We start from the raw sequence: 15,765 nt of genomic DNA, 5'->3' as shown, positions 1-15,765 counted from the left end.
CTCGAACGGCGCGGTGGACGCGTGGATCAACAACGGTGGTGACTCGGGGTCGACGTCGGGTTGGATCTCACGCGGACGGATCGCGAGCGGCGTGGGCGGCGGCGACATCGTGCTGGCCGACATGAACTGCGACCCGCGTGACGACTACATGATCCTCAACCGCAGCACCGGCGCGCTGCAGGCCTACCTCAACGTCGGCGGCGACTCGGGCTCGACGTCCGGCTGGGTCTCGCGCGGCCTGGTGGCTGCCGGCGTACCGAACGCCGCCAGCAACATCATCGTCCTCGCCGACCTCAGCGGCGACGGTCGTGACGACTACCTGCTGGTCAGCCCCACCAACGGCGCGGTCCGCGCCTTCGTCAACAACGGCGGCGACCCCGCCTGAGCGGCACCGTCCTCGANCCACGGCCTGCGGCGGGAACGGACGCGGCACGTCGGACGCCGGCGCACCGGCCGGCCGCGCGACGGTCCTACCGGGGACGTACGCGGATGACGGCACACCGGACGACGAACGCCGGGGGGCGGAGTCACCCGCGGATGCCGGATCCCGCCCCCGAGCGGTGGTCCGCGAGGGTGGTCAGGAACTCCTCGGCGCGATGGGCGAAGAGGTGCGCCCCGCGCTCGCCGGACAGGGCGCGGGCCCGTTCGGCGGCGGCCCGGACAATGTCGACAGGCTCGCCGCGCGCGTGCATCAGTCGCGCCCGCAGCAGCGCGAGGAGCCCTTCGGCGTAGCGTTGGCCGTGCGCGTCGAGGGCCTGGTCGGCGCGGTCGAGAGCGGCAGCAGCCTCGTCGGTCGTCCCGGCTGCCAGCCACATCTCGGCGATCAGTCCGTGGTGGAACGCGATGCCGAAACGTGGTGGATCGAGCAATGCCTCGGACACAAGTTCCTCGGCCTCCGCCGCGACGCCGGCCGGGTCGTCGCCGAGGTGTGCGCGCGCCCAGAGCCAGTCCAGTCGCACGTAGACGAACTGCGGGCCGGCGGTGCGGTCGGCGCCGGAGGAGATCCAGCGCTCGGCGGCCCGCGTCACCGCGGTCGCGTCGCCGGCCATCGACGCGACCATCGTGTAGTAGTAGGACCACATCGACACCGTGAAATGGTCCTCTCCGGCCCGGAAATGCGAGTCGATCGACGCGAGCGCCGTCGCGACGTCGCCGCGCATCGCGGTCACCAGGGCCAGCCAGCCCGGCCAGTAGTCGAGGTGTGGGATGTCGAAGGGGGTCTCGTCCGGGACGTGACGCCGCAGCGGATTCTCCGGGGGCACGGCGACGCCGTCGATGCCGGCGCGGCCCTGGCCGCTGAAGCAGCGGTACGCCTCGTCGATGTCGCCGATGTCCCACTGGTGCAGGCCCCAGGCCTCCCAGCCGTACGCCTGGCTGACTGGATCGTCGGACGCGAGACCCTGTTCGTACAGCTCACGGGCCCACGTGCCGCGCTCGGGCGTTAGCGAGATGTAAGCACCGACCAGCCGGGCGAAGAGGAAATCGCCGGCATCCGCCTCCCGACCGAGTTGACGGGCCAGGTGCGCGGCCCGGTCCAGCAGGTCGAACGTCGAGCCGTGGTAGCCCCCGTACCGGGTTGCCACGGTGGTGAGCAACGACAGGATGGACAACTCCAGCTCCGTCAGACCGGCCGTCCGGGCGAGGCGGGCGGCCGACTGCAGGTGCCGTTCGGCCACACCGTATGCGAGCCTGGTCGCCGCGCGACGACCCGCGCGCGCCAGCGCCGCCGCGGTGCGGCCGGGGTCGGCCAGCGGCCCTGCGGACCACAGGTGATACGCGAGGGGTTCGACGGCCTCGTCGGACGGAGGGGTTCGTTCGAGCGCGTCCGCCACGCGCAGGTGCAGTCGGACGGTCAACTGGCGGCCGATGGTCTCGGTGACCGACTCGCGGACCAGGTCGTGCGTGAAGCGCAACGAGAACGGGTCGTCCGGCACCTGCTCCACCAGGCCGAGCGCCCGCAGCGGCTCGAGGCGGTTGAGGCAGTCCGCGACGTCGACGCCGGCCACCTCGGCGAGCAGGGCGAGGTCCACGTCGCGGCCGATGAGCGCGGCGATGCGCAGCAGATGGTGAGCGTCGTCGTCGAGGCCGGCCAGTCGGCTGCGGACGACGTCTCGTACGGTCGCCGGCACCCCGGCCCGGGTCGACCCGTCGTGGTCGCGGAGCGAGCCCTCGTCGCTGAGCAGCCGGGACAGCTCCCGGACGAAGAACGGATTGCCCGCGGTGCGGGCGTGGATGCGGTCGGCGACGTCGGCGCCGGGATCGTGGCCGGTCTCCCGCCGGACGAGCTCGCTCACCTCGGTCACGCTGAGCGGGCCGAGCAGGATCCGGTGGTGGTCGGGGAGCCGGCTGGTCGCAGCCAGCACTCGGGACAGGTCGGGGGCCGGGGTGGGTGCGCGGTTGCGAAGCGCGCCGACGATCGCCGTACCGGTGGGCAGCCGCGCCGCCAGGTGGGCGAACAGGTGGAGCGAGGCGTCGTCGGCCCACTGCAGGTCGTCGACGATCAGCAGGACGGGCTGCCGTGCCGAGGCCTGCCCCACGAGCGCGACGACCTGCTCGAACAGGCGAAACGTGGCTCCGCCGTCCGGCATCCGCGGCGGTGCCACGGAATTGCCCGGCGGGCCGAGGAGGATGCCCAGCTCGCTGTCGAGCCACTCCGCTCGTCGGGGTGCGGGCAGGCTGTCGAGGATGGGCGGAAGCGCCTGTTCCCAGGGCCACATCGAGGGCGTCCCGATNCCGTCTCCCGGAGCAGGCGGGTCTTGCCCACGCCCGGTTCGCCCTCGACGATGCCGAGCGCCGGCCGGCCGCCGAGCGACAGCTGTACGACATGCCGCAGGACCGCGAGTTCCTCCGCCCGCCCGACCAGCCTGGTCGGCGTACTCGCCGAGGTGTTCCGGCCCGTCGCGGGCGGCGGGGCCGCATCCGGTCGCAGGACGTCCAGGTGGGCGGCCTGAAGCAGCGGCCCAGGATCGACACCGAGCTCGTCGGCCAGGCTGGCGCGGACGGTGTGGAACACCGACATGGCCTCCTCCTGTCGTCCCGCCGCCCCGAGGGCGGACACGAGCGCGGCCTGGACCGGTTCGTGCAGGGGCGCCGTCGACGTGGCGAGTCGCAGCGCCGGCAGGATCTGCTCCGGTCGGTGCAGCGACACCGCCAGCTCAGCCGCCTCGGCGCACGTGGCACGGAATTCGTCGTCCAGAGCGGCGAAAATCGATCGGGCGGCCGCGCCCGCCGCGAGCCTGTCGCCGGCCCGGTCCTGCCACAGGCCGAGCGCCTCGACGTAGCGGTCGAGTGCCTCGCCGGGGCGTTGCCGCGCGAGTGCTGCCCTGGCCGTTTCGACGAGCTCCCGGAACGTGACCAGGTCCACCGTTCCCGGCGCCGCGACGAACAGGTAGCCGTTGCCGAGGCGCCGTAGGTACGAGCCGGTTCCCCGGACCGGGGTCGCGGGTTCGAGCAGACGACGCAGGGCGCCAACGTACTTGTGAAGGACGTTGAGCGCGCTGGCGGGAGCGCGGTCGTCCCAGATCAGGCCGACCAGTTGGGTCGTGCTGACCGGCCGACCAGCCCGGGCCAGGAGCAGGGCCAGGAGAAGAGCCTGTTGGCGGGGACCGGCGTCCAGCTCGACGCCGTTTCGCCACACCCGCAGGGGGCCGAGGATCTGCAGGCGTACGGGAGTGCCGCCGGCGGCCGGATGAGCGGGTAAGGACACGCCGACCCTCCCGGATCGCACGTTCGACTCGGGCTGTGAGCCGTTCAGCATAACGCCGCGGGGGTGCGGAAGGACACCGGCTCCGACCTCCCACGGTTGCGTAGCATGCGCCCATGAGCGCGCTTCGGCTCCAGATCCTCGGCCCGTTGCGGCTGTGGCGTGACGGCGTCGAGATGGACGTCGGCCCGCCGCAGCAGGCCGTCCTGCTCGGTCTGCTGCTCGCTCGGGCGGGTCACCCCGTCAGCATGAACGAACTGGTCGACCTGCTCTGGTTGACGGACGCGCCGCCGAGTGCGCTCAACATGATCCACAAGTACGTCGGCGGGCTGCGCCGGCTGTTGGAGCCCGCACTGTCGACCCGGGCGACCGGGTCGTACCTGCATCGTCGTGGCAGCGGTTACCTGTTCGACCCCGGTGCCGGGCTGCTCGACCTGCTCACCTTCCGCGAACTCGTCGAGTTGGCGGGGGCGCACCGGGAGCAGCAGCGGCACGAAGCGGCGCTCGGCTGCTACGTGGAGGCGCTCGGCCTCTGGCACGGCCCGGTCGGCGTCGGCCTGACGGCCGGCCCGGCCGCCCGGACGGTCTTCGCCGCGCTGGACAGCGAGTTCCTCGACGCCAGCACGGTGGCGGCCGAGTTGGCGACGTCACTGGGTCGCCCGGCGATGGTGCTTCCGGCGCTACGCCGAGCCGCGTCGATGGCGCCGCTGCACGAACCCGTGCAGGCGGCTCTTGTCGGCGCTCTGGGCGCCGCCGGACAGCAGGCCGAGGCACTGGCGGTGTTCGACGCCGTTCGCGCCCGGCTCGCGGACGAGCTGGGTGTCGATCCCGGCCGGACGATGCAGGAGGCGCGGCGGCTGATTCTTGCCGGCGACCGGCCGGGTACACCCGTGCGCGCCCAGGCGGCCGTGCGAGGCGGACTGGTGGGCCGGTCCGAGGAGCTCGCGGCGCTGCGCGAGACGGTGGCGCCGGCCCTGGCCGGCGGGTCAGGCCTCGGGACGGTCGAGGGGGAGCCGGGTGTGGGGAAGACCCGTCTGGTGCGGGAGGCCGCCGCCGAGGCGGAGCGCCATGGCGCCCTGGTCCTGCTGGGCACCTGCCCCGAGGGCGGCGGAACGCCCTCGATGTGGCCGTGGATCCAGACGATCGGCCAGCTCGTCGACAGCCTGCCCGCCGCGGATCGGGACACGTGGCTGGCCGGTGACGTCGGCCGGCTCCTCGCGCCCCGGGAGGATGCGCTGGCCGCGGCGGTGCTGCCCGACAGCGGCGCCCAGTTCCGTCTCTTCGAGCAGATCGTGGCCGTGGTCGCCCAGGCCTCGGCGCGGCGGCCGACCCTGCTGGTCATCGACGACCTGCAGTGGAATGACGCCGCCGCGCTCCAGATGTTCAGTCATCTCGCAGCCCGGACACCGGCTGGCGCCGCGGTCATCGGAGTGCTGCGCGACCGCGTGCCGGCGCCCGGGCCGGAACTGTCGCGGACGCTGGCCGCGGTGAGCCGGATGCCTGAACACCGCCGCATCCGGCTCGGCCCGCTCGGCCCGCACGACGTGACGGAGTTGGTTCGCCGGGAGACCGGCCGGGAACCCCTTCCGGACGTCGTCCGCACCATCGTCGCGCGCACCGGTGGGAACCCGTTCTTCGTACGGGAGCTGTCCCGACTTCTGACCAGGGGCGACGCCAGGGCGGCGTCCGCGGTGCCGTCCGTGGTACGCGATGTCGTCCTCGATCGGATGGCCGACCTCGACCAGCGCGCCCGGGAGATGCTGCGGCTCGCCGCGCTCGTCGGCCGGGACGTCAACCTCGACGTGCTGGCCACCGCGGCCGGCGTCGACGTCGGCGAGTGCCTGGAGCGCCTGGAACCGGCGGAGGCGCTGGGGCTGCTCGAGTTCGCGCCGGACGACCCGTTCTCCGTCCACTTCGCGCATGACATCGTCCGCGAGGCGGTGTCCGAGACGACACCGGCGCCCGAGGCGGGCCGGCTGCACCTGGCCGTCGCCGCTGCCATGGAGCACACCGATCCCGGCGGTGAACCCGTCGCTGAACGGCTCGCCCACCATCTGTGGGCCGCCGGCCCTCTCGTCGAGCCGGCCCGGACCACGCGCGCGCTGATGCGTGCCGCCGGGCACGCGACGGCCAAGTCCGCGCTCGGAGCCGCCGAGCGGCAGCTTCGCCGGGCGGTCGAGGTGGCGCGCAAGGCCGGCCAAGCGGAGCTCGAACTGTCCGTCCTCTCCCAGCTGACCGCCGTCGTCGGCATGCGATCGACGTACGGCTCCGCGACGCCCGAGCTGGTGGAGCGCGCTGAACAGTTGGCCTCCGCGCTCGGCCGGCAGCGGGAGGCCGCCGATTTCCTGTATTCCCGGTGGGCCACCCACGCGCAGCTCATTCAACTCGACCGCGGTGGGCCACTGGCGCGCCGGCTGCTCGAACAGGGCCAGGCTTCCACCGACCCGGTCGTGCGTGAGTACGGCCTGAACGCCTGGGGCATCCACCAGTGGGCGACCGGGGACATCACCGAGGCCTACCGTTACCTGAGCCGGTCGAATCCCCGTCTGGGGCGGCGTGCCGAGGACCCGCTCCGGCACGACCTCCGGCTCCTCTCGGCCGCGATGCTCGCGGAGACGACCGCGCTGCACGGCGACGTGGACGCGGCTCGCCAGATGATCGACGCGCTGGAGGCCCACGCGGGCGACGACCCGTACGTCGTGACGGTGTGGGCGAGCTTCGCCACGAGGATCGCCGTCCAGGTCGGCGATCCGGCCTGGGCATTGACGGCCGCCGAGCGGGGCATCGCCGTGGACCCCGACTTCTCCTTCCTGATCCTCGGCACCTATCAGCGGCTGGCCCGCTGGTGGGCGCGGGCCGTGACCGGCCACGATCCGGCCGGCGCGGCGGCGGAGGTGGAGCGGATCATCACCACGACACTGCTCGACCCGCCCCGGTCCTGCGTGTCGACCTGGTTCGGCCTGCTCGGCGAGATGCTGCTCGCGGTCGGTGAGCCGGACCAGGCACTGGCCGCGCTCGATTGCGCCGACAGGTGTCTCGAGGCCCATGGTCAGCGCTACGCCGAGGGACTCGTGCTCCTGCTGCGGGCGCGGGCCCTGGCGGCGGCAGGCGAGCCCGACGAGGTGGTCCGCGCGGCGGTGGCGCGCGCCCGCCGCCTGTCGGTCGAGCGAGGCGCCCGGCTGTTCGCCCGCCGCGCCGACGAGTTTCTGGCGACGCTTTCCAACCGCTGACGGCGGGAGCCGATCGTCGTGCACTCCCTGTTCACTAGATCTCCAGTCCTTCCCGGCAGCGTCGGTGGCACGGTACGAACGCCGATCTCAAGGGAGCAGAAAAATGGACAAGCCTTCCATCATCCTCGTGCACGGGGCCTGGGCCGACGCCGCCAGCTGGAACGCGGTGGCATCGGGTCTGCGCGCCGAGGGATTCCGCGTGCTCGCGCCGCCGAACCCGCTTCGTGGTGTGGCGTCCGACGCCGAGTACCTGTCGTCGTTCGTCTCGCAGCGCACCGACGGACCGGTCGTGCTGGTCGGTCACTCCTACGGCGGGGTGGTCATCAGCAACGCCGCGGGCAGTCTGAGCGACGCGCGAGCGCTCGTCTACGTCAACGCGTTCATTCCCGCCGAGGGCGAGAGCATCTTCCAGATCCTGGGCGGATCAGGTTCGGCTCTCGACGTCCCGGACCCGACGACCGTGCTGGACATCATCGGCTACCCGGGCGCTCCCGAAGGCGACGCGGAGGCGTTCCTGAAGCCGGACACCGTCCTCCGTCTGTTCGCCCAGGACCTGCCCGAGGCGGACGGCTGGCTGATCGTCGCCGGGCAGCGGCCGATCACGTTGAGCGCCAACGCCACCCCGACGGCCGCGGCGGCCTGGCGGACGCTGCCGAGCTGGGCCGTCGTGGGGACCGACGACCTGGTGATTCCCGCAGCCACCCAGCGGTCGATGGCCGAGCGGGCGGGTTCGAAGATTATCGAGGTCGCCGGCTCGCACGTGTCGATGGTGTCGCACCCGGAGGCGACCGTGGAGGCGATCCTGGCCGCCGCCGCGAACGTGGGTGGCTGAGCCGACCGATGTGGGGTTCCACGCGCGGCCGGCCACGCGGCGGCCTTCACCAGATCGGAGCCGGACCGCACCGATGAGGAGAAGATTGTCTCGATGCGGGCGGTGCTGCCGATCTACTTCGCGGACTTCTGGGGCCGACGGACGGTCGTGCTTCTCGACGTCGCTCGCCGGGCCGGGTGCGGCAGGTCGAGAAGCTGGTCGGCGCGCTTCGCGAACAGGTGAGCGCCCTGCCGGGTGGCCACGGACCGGGCCTTTCGAGCGAGGTCTACGGCGACGGCGTCGTCGCCGACCGCGCGCGCCAGTTGGGCGCGTACAAGGATGACCAGAGCCTCAGCGGAGCGCTGGCCGTGCCGCTCGAGGCGTTCCTCGGCGTTGTCGAGTGCGGCCGCGGCGTGGCCGAACTCGCCCGCCGCGATGCGCATTTCTCCCAGCAGCGCGTACCAGGTCGACACGCAGGTGCGGGTCGGGTTGGTCAGGCCGATGCGGATGAGCCGTTCGGCGTCGTCCGCGGCACGAGTGGGTTCCCGCCCGGTCATCGCTAGTGCCCAGCACCGGGCGAGTCGCAGATAGGCGCCGAGGGAGACGAAGGAGAAGTGCGGGTCGACAGCGATCCCGCGTTGTGCGGCTCGTAGCGCCCATGCGGGATCGCCGACCACTGCCGCGGTCCGTGCCTCGAAGGAGGCCGCTGCCGTGACCGCGTAGGGATTGTCCCCTGCTGCCGTCACCACGGTGTCGAGAAGGCCGCGCGCGAGGACCGTCTCTCCGTGGTAGCCGGCAATCTCCGCGAACATTCCCATGGCCATCAGCTGTACGCCGTCTCGGACAGGGTCGGTCCGACCGTCGTCGCCTGCGAGGTCGGCGGCGCTGAGGGCGCTGAGCCGGCGGTAGGACCCACCGACGTTGCCCGTGCACCATTCGTGGATGCCCGCGGCAGCGGTGCCGTAGTACCTGATCACCGGGTCGTCCGACGTCCGCCCCTGCTCGTCGAGCCGTCGGGCGAGTGGCGTGCTGCGGGCCATGTCCAGGGCCTGGCCGTGTGCGGTCCAACGGGAGAAGAGGAATCCGGCAGCGTCTCGGTCGCGACCGAGACGCTGGGCGACCTGCTCGGCGCGTTCGAGGAGACTGACGGAGGCGGTGCCGTACATGGACCGCATCCCGACCACCGCGATCAGCTGCGCGAGCGCGGTCAGCTCCAGATCGAGCAGCGACGCCCGACGTGCGAGCTCCACCGCTGATCCGAGGTGCCGCTCGGCTGCCCCCAGGGCCGTCTTGGCCGTCGCGCGAGCGCCTGCGCGGACCAGCGCCCTGACCGTCCGAGCCGGGTCGACGACGGGGCCCGCGGCCCACAGGTGGTGCGCCACCCGCTCGGAGACGGACTCGTCGCCCAGATCGAGCTTCTCCAGAGCATCGGCGATAGCCCCGTGCAGGGTGGCGGTGCGACCCAGCGGGATCGCCTCACCCACGACCTGGCGGACCAGGTCATGGGTGAACCAGTAGGACAACGGGTCGTCGGGTACCGGGCCGAGGAGTCCGAGGTTGCTGACGGGCTCGAGGCGGTCGAGGCAGGTCATCACCTCGAGTGACGCCGCGGTGCTGAGGACCGGCAGCTCGACGTTCCGCCCGATCAGCGCGGCGACTTCCAGGAGCTGCCGGGTGTCGGCGTCGAGGACCGCGAGACGGTCACGGACGACGTCGCGGACCGTCGCGGGGACGACGCTGCTTGTCGCGGTCTCTGGCGTCACGTCACCGCTCGCCGCCCACAGCCGACCCAGCTCCTGGACGAAGAACGGGTTCCCGGCCGTTCGGTTGTGCACCGATGCGGCCACCTCGGGGTCGAGGCGGACACCGGTCTCGACGTGGATGAGCTCGGCGACCTCGGTGGGACCGAGCGGGCGGATCTGGAGGCGACGGTGGTTGCCGGCCCGGCTGGCGGCCGCGAGCGTTCGGACCAGCTCCAGGCTCGGGGAGGGTCCGCGGCTACGCAGGGCGCCCACGACCGCGGCCCCGGCAGGCATCCGGGAGAGGAGGTCGACCAGCAGCCGCAGCGAGCTTGTGTCCGCCCACTGCAGGTCGTCGAGGATCAGCACGACCGGTCGCTCGTCGGCCACTTCCGCGATCATGCTCACCACCTGCTCCATCAGGCGGAATCGGGCGTTGCTGTCAGGGGCCGGCGGCACGGTGCCAGGGCTGGCACGGTATCCGGCAAGGTGGCCGAGGTCGCGGGCCAGCCAGTGTTCACGTCGCGCCGAGGGCAGAGCCTCGAGTAGCTGCGAGACCGCTTCCACCCAGGGCCACATGGTCGGCGTGCCCTCGCCCTCGAGGCAACGACCCCGGATGACGAGTGCGCCCCGGTCACGGGAGTGGACGGCGAGTTCCTCGAGGAGCCGGCTCTTGCCGATGCCGGGCTCGCCCTCGACCATGACGACCGCCGTGCCGTGGTCGAGCGCGGGGGCCACGGAACGTCGCAACTCCGCGAGCTCGTCCGAGCGGCCAACGAGCCCGTCGGCACCGGCGGTTGGTTCTGTCCAGGGTCCGCCTGCCGGCGCCTCGGCATCGGCCAGAGGTGCTACAGCGATGGGGACGTCGGAGAGCCGTTCGCGGGTCCGCCGGGTCGAGGTCACCACCGGATCCGGCGGTGCCTGGGTGAGCACGCGCTGATGGGCCGCTCTCAGGGCTGCGCCGGGGTCGATGCCCAGCTCATCGGCGAGCCGACGGCGGACCGTGTGGAACACGTTCAGCGCCTCCGCCTGGCGTCCCGCGCCATCCAGCAGCGCGATGAGGCTGGCGTGGACCGGTTCGTGCAGGGGGCCGATCGAGGCTGCCAGGTGGAGGGAGGGCAGCAGCCGTGCGGGCTGCCTGAACGTCAGTGCGAGGCCGGTGGCCTCGATGCAGGCGTGGAAGTACTCGTCGTTGAGGCCGGCGAAGATCGAAGTGGCCGCCGGGCCGTGTGCCCATCCGGCGCCCGCCGGGCCGCTCCACAGCTGTAGCGCACGGTGGTAGCGGCCGAGTGCTCCTGCTCCGTCCCCTGCTTGGCTGGCCGCGCGCGCGGCGCCGAGTTCGTCGCGAAATCTGGTGAGGTCGAGGTGGTCGGCCCCGACTGCACACACGTAGCCGTTGCCTCGGCGCAGCAGGTAGACGCCGGTACCCCGGGGCGGCAGATCGGGCTCCAGGAGGCGCCGCAACGAGCCGACATATTTGTGGATCACGTTCAGGGCGCTGGCGGGAGCCTCCTCGCCCCAGATCATGTCAATGAGTTCGCCGGTTCCGGTCGGGTAACCGGCGCGGGCCAGCAGGAGCGCAAGAAGGTAGGCCTGTTGCCTCGGTGCGGTCTCGATCTCGCGCTCGCCCCGCCACACCCGTAGGTGTCCGAGAACCTGCAACCGCAGTTGGCCGTGGAGCCCGCTGCGGGGTCTGGGGACGATCGGGGCGGTGTTCCCGGCGCCAGGCTCCGTACCGACGAGCGTCGCTGTCATGTCTGGCCCTTCGGTCATCGCCCCATGGCCTGCTCGACCTGCGCCGAGTGGAAGCTGCGCCAGCCTGGGTACACCGACACTCTAGCCGCTGAAGTGCCACTCTAGCCAGCCCCCGATTCGGGATGCGAGGATGAACAAGGTCGACGACCCGTCGTCGACTTCCACCACGACGGCGCCTTCGCCGGCCTCCGCCCGGCGAAGGCGGATAGATGACGTGGGCGGCAAATCGGAACGAGGAGTGAGGGTATTGCTGAACGCGGCCCCTAGCCGACGCGACGAGTACGCGGAGGCGACCCGCCAAGAGGTGGTCAAGGCCGCGCGGCGCCTCTTCGCCGACCCGGGCTACGCCCAGACCACAGTCGCTCAGATCGCTCGTGAGGCACGTGTCTCGCCGGCCACGATCTATGCCCAGTGCGGGGGCAAGGAAGGTCTGCTCCAGACCCTGATGGACATGTGGACCACCAGCCCGACCGTTGGTCGGATCATCACCGACGCGGCGGCGGCGGACACCGCCAGGACCAAGCTGGAGGTGCTGGCGGCCGGATACGCCGCGCACGCCGCCGAGGCGGGCGACATCATGCGCGCCGTCGAGCGCGCGGCCCCCAGCTCGCCGGCCGCGCAGGCCTTTCTCGACGTCGCCAACGAACGCCATCTGGAGTCGCTCGAGACAATCGTCGAGGGCATCGCCGGCACCGGCGACCTTGCCGAAGGGCTGAGCGTCCAGGACGCCGCCCGCATCATCTTCTTCCACTTCCACAACGCGCAGTTCGTGCTCGCCGTGGAAACCTTCGGATGGGGCGTCGAGCGCGCCACCGGCTGGCTCGTGGACCGCGTAGCCGCCGCCATCCTCAAGCACTGAGGACACATCAGCCGTCTGGTCGCACCGCCGCCGTGCGATTTCACTGATCGTCCACTGATGTTCCGTAAGGTCGCGGTTCCAGCCCGAGACAACGGGTTCCCCAGGGGGTAAGGCGGCACGCGGCATGGTCACGGTCCATCATCGATACGTCAAGGTCGATGGTCACGACATCTTCTACCGGGAGGCCGGCCCGAAGGACCAACCGACAGTGGTTCTGCTCCACGGTTTCCCGGCCAGTTCCCTCATGTTCCGGCATCTCATCCCACGCCTGGCGGACCGGTGGCATCTGGTAGCGCCCGACCTCGTCGGGTTCGGCCTCTCCGCGGCTCCCGATGCGAAGGAGTTCACGTACTCCTTCGACTCACTCGCCGACGTGACGGAGTCCTTGCTGGGCCGGCTCGGCGTTGACCGTTACACGCTGTACGTTCACGACCACGGCGCCGCCGTCGGCTGGCGGCTCGCCCTGCGGACACCCGGGGCGATCTCGGCGATCATCACCCAGAACGGGAACGCCTACGAAGAAGGCCTCCAACCGGAGTTCTTCGAGGTGATTCGTGACTACTGGCGTGAGCAGAACCAGGAGACCGAGACCGCGGTCCGGCAGGCCCTCACCGCGGAGCTGACCCGCTGGCGCTACCTGTCGGGCGTGCGCGACGAGACTCTGGTCGACCCGACCACATGGGTTCACGACCACGAACTGCTCTCGCGGCCAGGCATCGACCGGGCACACCTCGCCCTCTTTCTGGACTACTCCACCAACCTGGCCCTGTATCCCGAAGTGCACCGCTACTTCCGCGAGCAGCAGGTGCCGCTGCTGGCCATCTGGGGGAAGGGGGACCCGATCCACGGGCCGGCCGGGGCGCTCGCCTTCGGAACCGACCTGCCGGACGCCGAGGTGTACCTGATCGCCGGGGGTCACTTCCTCCTGGAGAGCGCCCTGGACGCTGTCGTACCCCTCATCCGGGAATTCCTCGACAAGCACGCCTGAGTCACGGTCGTCCTCGTCGCCTTCCGACCCCGACCGCCTCATACCGCGCGAGCAGGCCCAGGCCGCCAGTCGCGAGCTGCGCGAACTCCAGGTGATCGGTGGCATGTGCCTGCGGGTTGATGTTCTCGATCAGCTATGTTGCCGGCGTGGAGATCCAGGTGTTGGAGGGTGCGCTCGTTGAGGCGCCCACGGCCGATGTCACAGGCGTGAACCGGCGTGCGTTCGGCGAGTTCGTGGGGCCGCGTGGCGAGTTGGCGTCGTACGCGTTCGGTTGGACCACCGGCTCAGATCCGCATGTGGCCCGGATGTCCATCGGAATTGGTGCCGGCAACCCTGGCGGTGGCACGTTCCACGCTGTCATTTTCGCGCACGAGGATGGTCACGCGTTCTCGCTTGTTGACGAGCCGTTCGAGCAGGTCCCGCAGGGTGGCCCAGACCTGAGCGCGGATCAGTCGCGCGGCCACGAAGATCTGCCGTTCGTCTGGTGGGTGGCCGACCACGTCATGCAGCACGATCGGCGAGCCGGTTGGATGCGGCACTGGTTGCTCGGTACCACCTGTATCCAGACTCCTGAGGTCTTCGAACGCCACGAGCCGGTCCTGTTCGTCAGTCACGACGCGGACGATGGCGTCTGGCAGTTGATCGGAGCCTCTGACGCGAGCGGCAGCACTGGCAAGGTCGGACACCTGCACCATGCCGTCGACGAGGACCCTACCCTGATCGACGTTCTTGACCTGCCGCCCGGGCGCACCGCGGTACGCGCGGGCGTCGGAGAACCCTGGACCGGAGACGGCTAGCTTCATCGAGCTGCTTTCGGTCAGCTGCTGGCAAAGGCTCCGTGCCTTGATGTGGACCCTTCGACCCGATCGGCGGGGGCACCTTTCTCGACACTCCCAGGGCACCGCTTCCGGCGCGGTGGTCGGGGTGGCAGCAGCGACGCGATCTCGGCCCAGAGATCGTCCGAGACGATCCACCGCGGCTGCTCACCCCTCCTCACGACCAGACAGAACGCTCTTCACGTTCCGAAGACGCGCCCCACATCAGTGATCTCTCGCTACGAGGCGGCATGGTGGCCGGCACGGAGCGGACCGACGGCGGCTGGCAGGCCGCGAGCCATCGATCTGGCGGTATCGAAAACGAACGCCCGCACAAGCGGCGACAGACGCAGTTCGGCGCATCCGCTGAGCATGCCCGCATCAACGAGTTCGTCCACCAGCTCGTCGTCCTCCGGCGGCAGCGGGCCCACCGCATCCGCGGCGACCGGGGCCAACCAGTGCAGCAGTATCTGAGCCGGCTGGCTCAGCGCCAGATAGGCCGACCGGAGGTACTCCCGCATCGACAGGTCACCGATGCGGAGCCAGCTCAGGACGTCTCCACCACGGTGCCAACCGTCCACCACCTGCCGCAGGACCGTGTGTGGACGCAGAGCGATCCTCCGGAGCGCGATGTCCAGGGCCAGCGGGAGGTCGTCGCAGGCTGCGGCGAGACGGTCGAGGTCGTCGGCCTCGGCCGTGACCGTGAAGGGCAGGGCCGATTCAATCATGGCGACGGAGTCGGTGCGCGCCAGTGGTCTGATCTGTAGTCGGCGAACGTCGCGTAGTCCCAGCAGCCGTTTGCGGCTGACCAGCATCATCGTGCTCGTGTCACTGTCCACCAGCAGCGGGCGCACCTGCTGTTCGTTGCACACGTTGTCGAGGAGTATCAACAGGCGGCGTTCGGCCGCCAACGTGCGGTACAAACCCACGCGGTGGTCGAGGGTGCCGGACAGCTGGTCGCCTGACACCCCGAGTGCCCGGAGGAACCCGTCCAGGATGTCGTAGGGGCTGGACACGCTGTGGGCATGGTGCGCGCCGAGGTCGGCATACAACTGCCCGTCGGTCGCCTCGGCTGCTTGCCTGTGGGCATGGTGCAGAGCCAGGCCCGATTTGCCGACCCCCGCCGGACCGCTGATCACGATCGGGGTGTCGCCGGGAATCCGCAACCACTCCAGTTCCGCCGCCCGGCCGATGAATCCGCGCGGTCGCTGTGGCAGCTGCATCGGGTACGGGAGCCCGCCCGCGCGCCGGCCCGCCGGCCGTACCCGCGTCGAGAGCCGTACCTCCCCGCCCGTGGCGGCGAGCCAGCGCTGCCGCCAGATGTCCTCGTCGCCACCGCAGGCGGCGACGAACGCGAGCGTCACCGGCAGGGACGGCATCCGGTTGCCGCTCGCGGCGCTGGAGAGCACAGACGGCGAGAACAGCGCGCACTCCGCCATCTGGCGATATGTCGGATTCCCCGCCAGCGCACGCAGTTGCCGCAATTCGTCGGCAAACTGGGCGACGCGTTCTCTGGCTTTATTGACCGGCTTCTCGGGTCTGCCCACGATGGATTCTCCCCAACACGTTGTTCAACAGGCGCAAACGGCTCTCCCGGCGGGAGCCGAGCCATGATGTTCGCCGAGCTGTTGAGTCGGTGTCTCCGCTGCCGGAACCGCGACGGCTGATCCTCAGGCACATCTCATGCCCGAATTCATGCGGATGCCGCATACGCATGTCCATGAGGGGAGAGGAGGTGAGGTAATGGGTTCTTCCATTCGCTTCAATGTGGGCTTTCGTGTTTCAGTGGCAGTATCGGCCGGGTGGGTGGATGGCTTTTCGCTGGCATCCGCGCATTGGTGAACGGAGCCGGGATTCGGCGCTGA

General features: G+C 70.9%; 9 protein-coding genes and 1 pseudogene. 6 read left to right on the top strand and 4 right to left on the bottom strand.

Annotation, left to right across the window (positions count from 1 at the left end):
• On the top strand, positions 1-385 hold a 385-nt coding region (locus tag B1205_RS29790), incomplete at its 5' end, for a hypothetical protein (protein ID WP_217809815.1).
• Positions 386-527: 142 nt separating this feature from the next.
• Here the strand turns inward: B1205_RS29790 and B1205_RS30355 are convergent.
• Together B1205_RS30355 and B1205_RS31665 are read right to left on the bottom strand one after the other, a co-directional pair.
• The gene (locus B1205_RS30355) at positions 528-2,717 is read right to left on the bottom strand and encodes an ATP-binding protein (RefSeq protein ID WP_254909991.1); all 2,190 of its coding nucleotides are present in this window, start codon (positions 2,715-2,717) and stop codon (positions 528-530) included.
• A gap of 269 nt (positions 2,718-2,986) precedes the next feature.
• Positions 2,987-3,757 (bottom strand): annotated as a pseudogene (locus tag B1205_RS31665) (AfsR/SARP family transcriptional regulator); the annotation flags it as partial.
• Between the two features lie 62 nt (positions 3,758-3,819).
• Here B1205_RS31665 and B1205_RS16050 point away from each other — a divergent pair.
• Together B1205_RS16050 and B1205_RS16045 are read left to right on the top strand one after the other, a co-directional pair.
• Positions 3,820-6,933 carry an ATP-binding protein gene (locus B1205_RS16050; protein ID WP_089156347.1) on the top strand — a complete coding sequence of 1,038 codons (3,114 nt, stop codon included), beginning with the start codon at positions 3,820-3,822 and terminating at the stop codon, positions 6,931-6,933.
• A 103-nt stretch (positions 6,934-7,036) separates the two neighbouring features.
• A complete protein-coding gene (locus B1205_RS16045; RefSeq protein WP_089156346.1) occupies positions 7,037-7,765 on the top strand; it encodes an alpha/beta fold hydrolase in 729 nt (242 codons plus the stop codon).
• A gap of 113 nt (positions 7,766-7,878) precedes the next feature.
• Here B1205_RS16045 and B1205_RS16040 read toward each other — a convergent pair whose 3' ends face one another.
• Positions 7,879-11,238 (bottom strand): ATP-binding protein, encoded by a 3,360-nt coding sequence (locus B1205_RS16040; RefSeq protein WP_089156345.1) that lies wholly within the window; start codon positions 11,236-11,238, stop codon positions 7,879-7,881.
• A gap of 130 nt (positions 11,239-11,368) precedes the next feature.
• On the opposite strand from B1205_RS16040, the gene B1205_RS16035 reads away from it, so the two are divergent.
• From B1205_RS16035 to B1205_RS16025, 3 genes are all read left to right on the top strand, one after another.
• Complete coding sequence (locus B1205_RS16035; RefSeq protein ID WP_089156344.1) at positions 11,369-12,097, top strand: TetR/AcrR family transcriptional regulator; 729 nt, start codon at positions 11,369-11,371, stop codon at positions 12,095-12,097.
• Between the two features lie 124 nt (positions 12,098-12,221).
• Positions 12,222-13,085 (top strand): alpha/beta fold hydrolase, encoded by an 864-nt coding sequence (locus B1205_RS16030; protein WP_089156343.1) that lies wholly within the window; start codon positions 12,222-12,224, stop codon positions 13,083-13,085.
• A 146-nt stretch (positions 13,086-13,231) separates the two neighbouring features.
• Positions 13,232-13,882: a hypothetical protein gene (locus tag B1205_RS16025; RefSeq protein WP_089156407.1), complete on the top strand. Its 651-nt coding sequence runs from the start codon at positions 13,232-13,234 to the stop codon at positions 13,880-13,882.
• 257 nt (positions 13,883-14,139) lie between these two features.
• Here B1205_RS16025 and B1205_RS16020 read toward each other — a convergent pair whose 3' ends face one another.
• Positions 14,140-15,447 (bottom strand): XRE family transcriptional regulator, encoded by a 1,308-nt coding sequence (locus B1205_RS16020; RefSeq protein WP_140158069.1) that lies wholly within the window; start codon positions 15,445-15,447, stop codon positions 14,140-14,142.
• Between the last annotated feature and the right edge of the window lie 318 nt (positions 15,448-15,765).

It is taken from the genome of Micromonospora sp. NBS 11-29 (assembly GCF_002140155.1).
Classification (GTDB): Bacteria; Actinomycetota; Actinomycetes; order Mycobacteriales; family Micromonosporaceae; genus Micromonospora.
Note: the sequence above shows the minus strand (reverse complement) of the source record. Positions and strands in the feature narration are given on the sequence as shown.

What these genes read in the sequence shown, in the direction of transcription:
- B1205_RS30355 (WP_254909991.1), bottom strand. Translation starts at nt 2,717, where the DNA reads ATGTGGCCCTGGGAACAGGCGCTTCCGCCCATCCTCGACAGCCTGCCC.
- B1205_RS16050 (WP_089156347.1), top strand. Translation starts at nt 3,820, where the DNA reads ATGAGCGCGCTTCGGCTCCAGATCCTCGGCCCGTTGCGGCTGTGGCGT.
- B1205_RS16045 (WP_089156346.1), top strand. Translation starts at nt 7,037, where the DNA reads ATGGACAAGCCTTCCATCATCCTCGTGCACGGGGCCTGGGCCGACGCC.
- B1205_RS16040 (WP_089156345.1), bottom strand. Translation starts at nt 11,238, where the DNA reads ATGACAGCGACGCTCGTCGGTACGGAGCCTGGCGCCGGGAACACCGCC.
- B1205_RS16035 (WP_089156344.1), top strand. Translation starts at nt 11,369, where the DNA reads ATGAACAAGGTCGACGACCCGTCGTCGACTTCCACCACGACGGCGCCT.
- B1205_RS16030 (WP_089156343.1), top strand. Translation starts at nt 12,222, where the DNA reads ATGGTCACGGTCCATCATCGATACGTCAAGGTCGATGGTCACGACATC.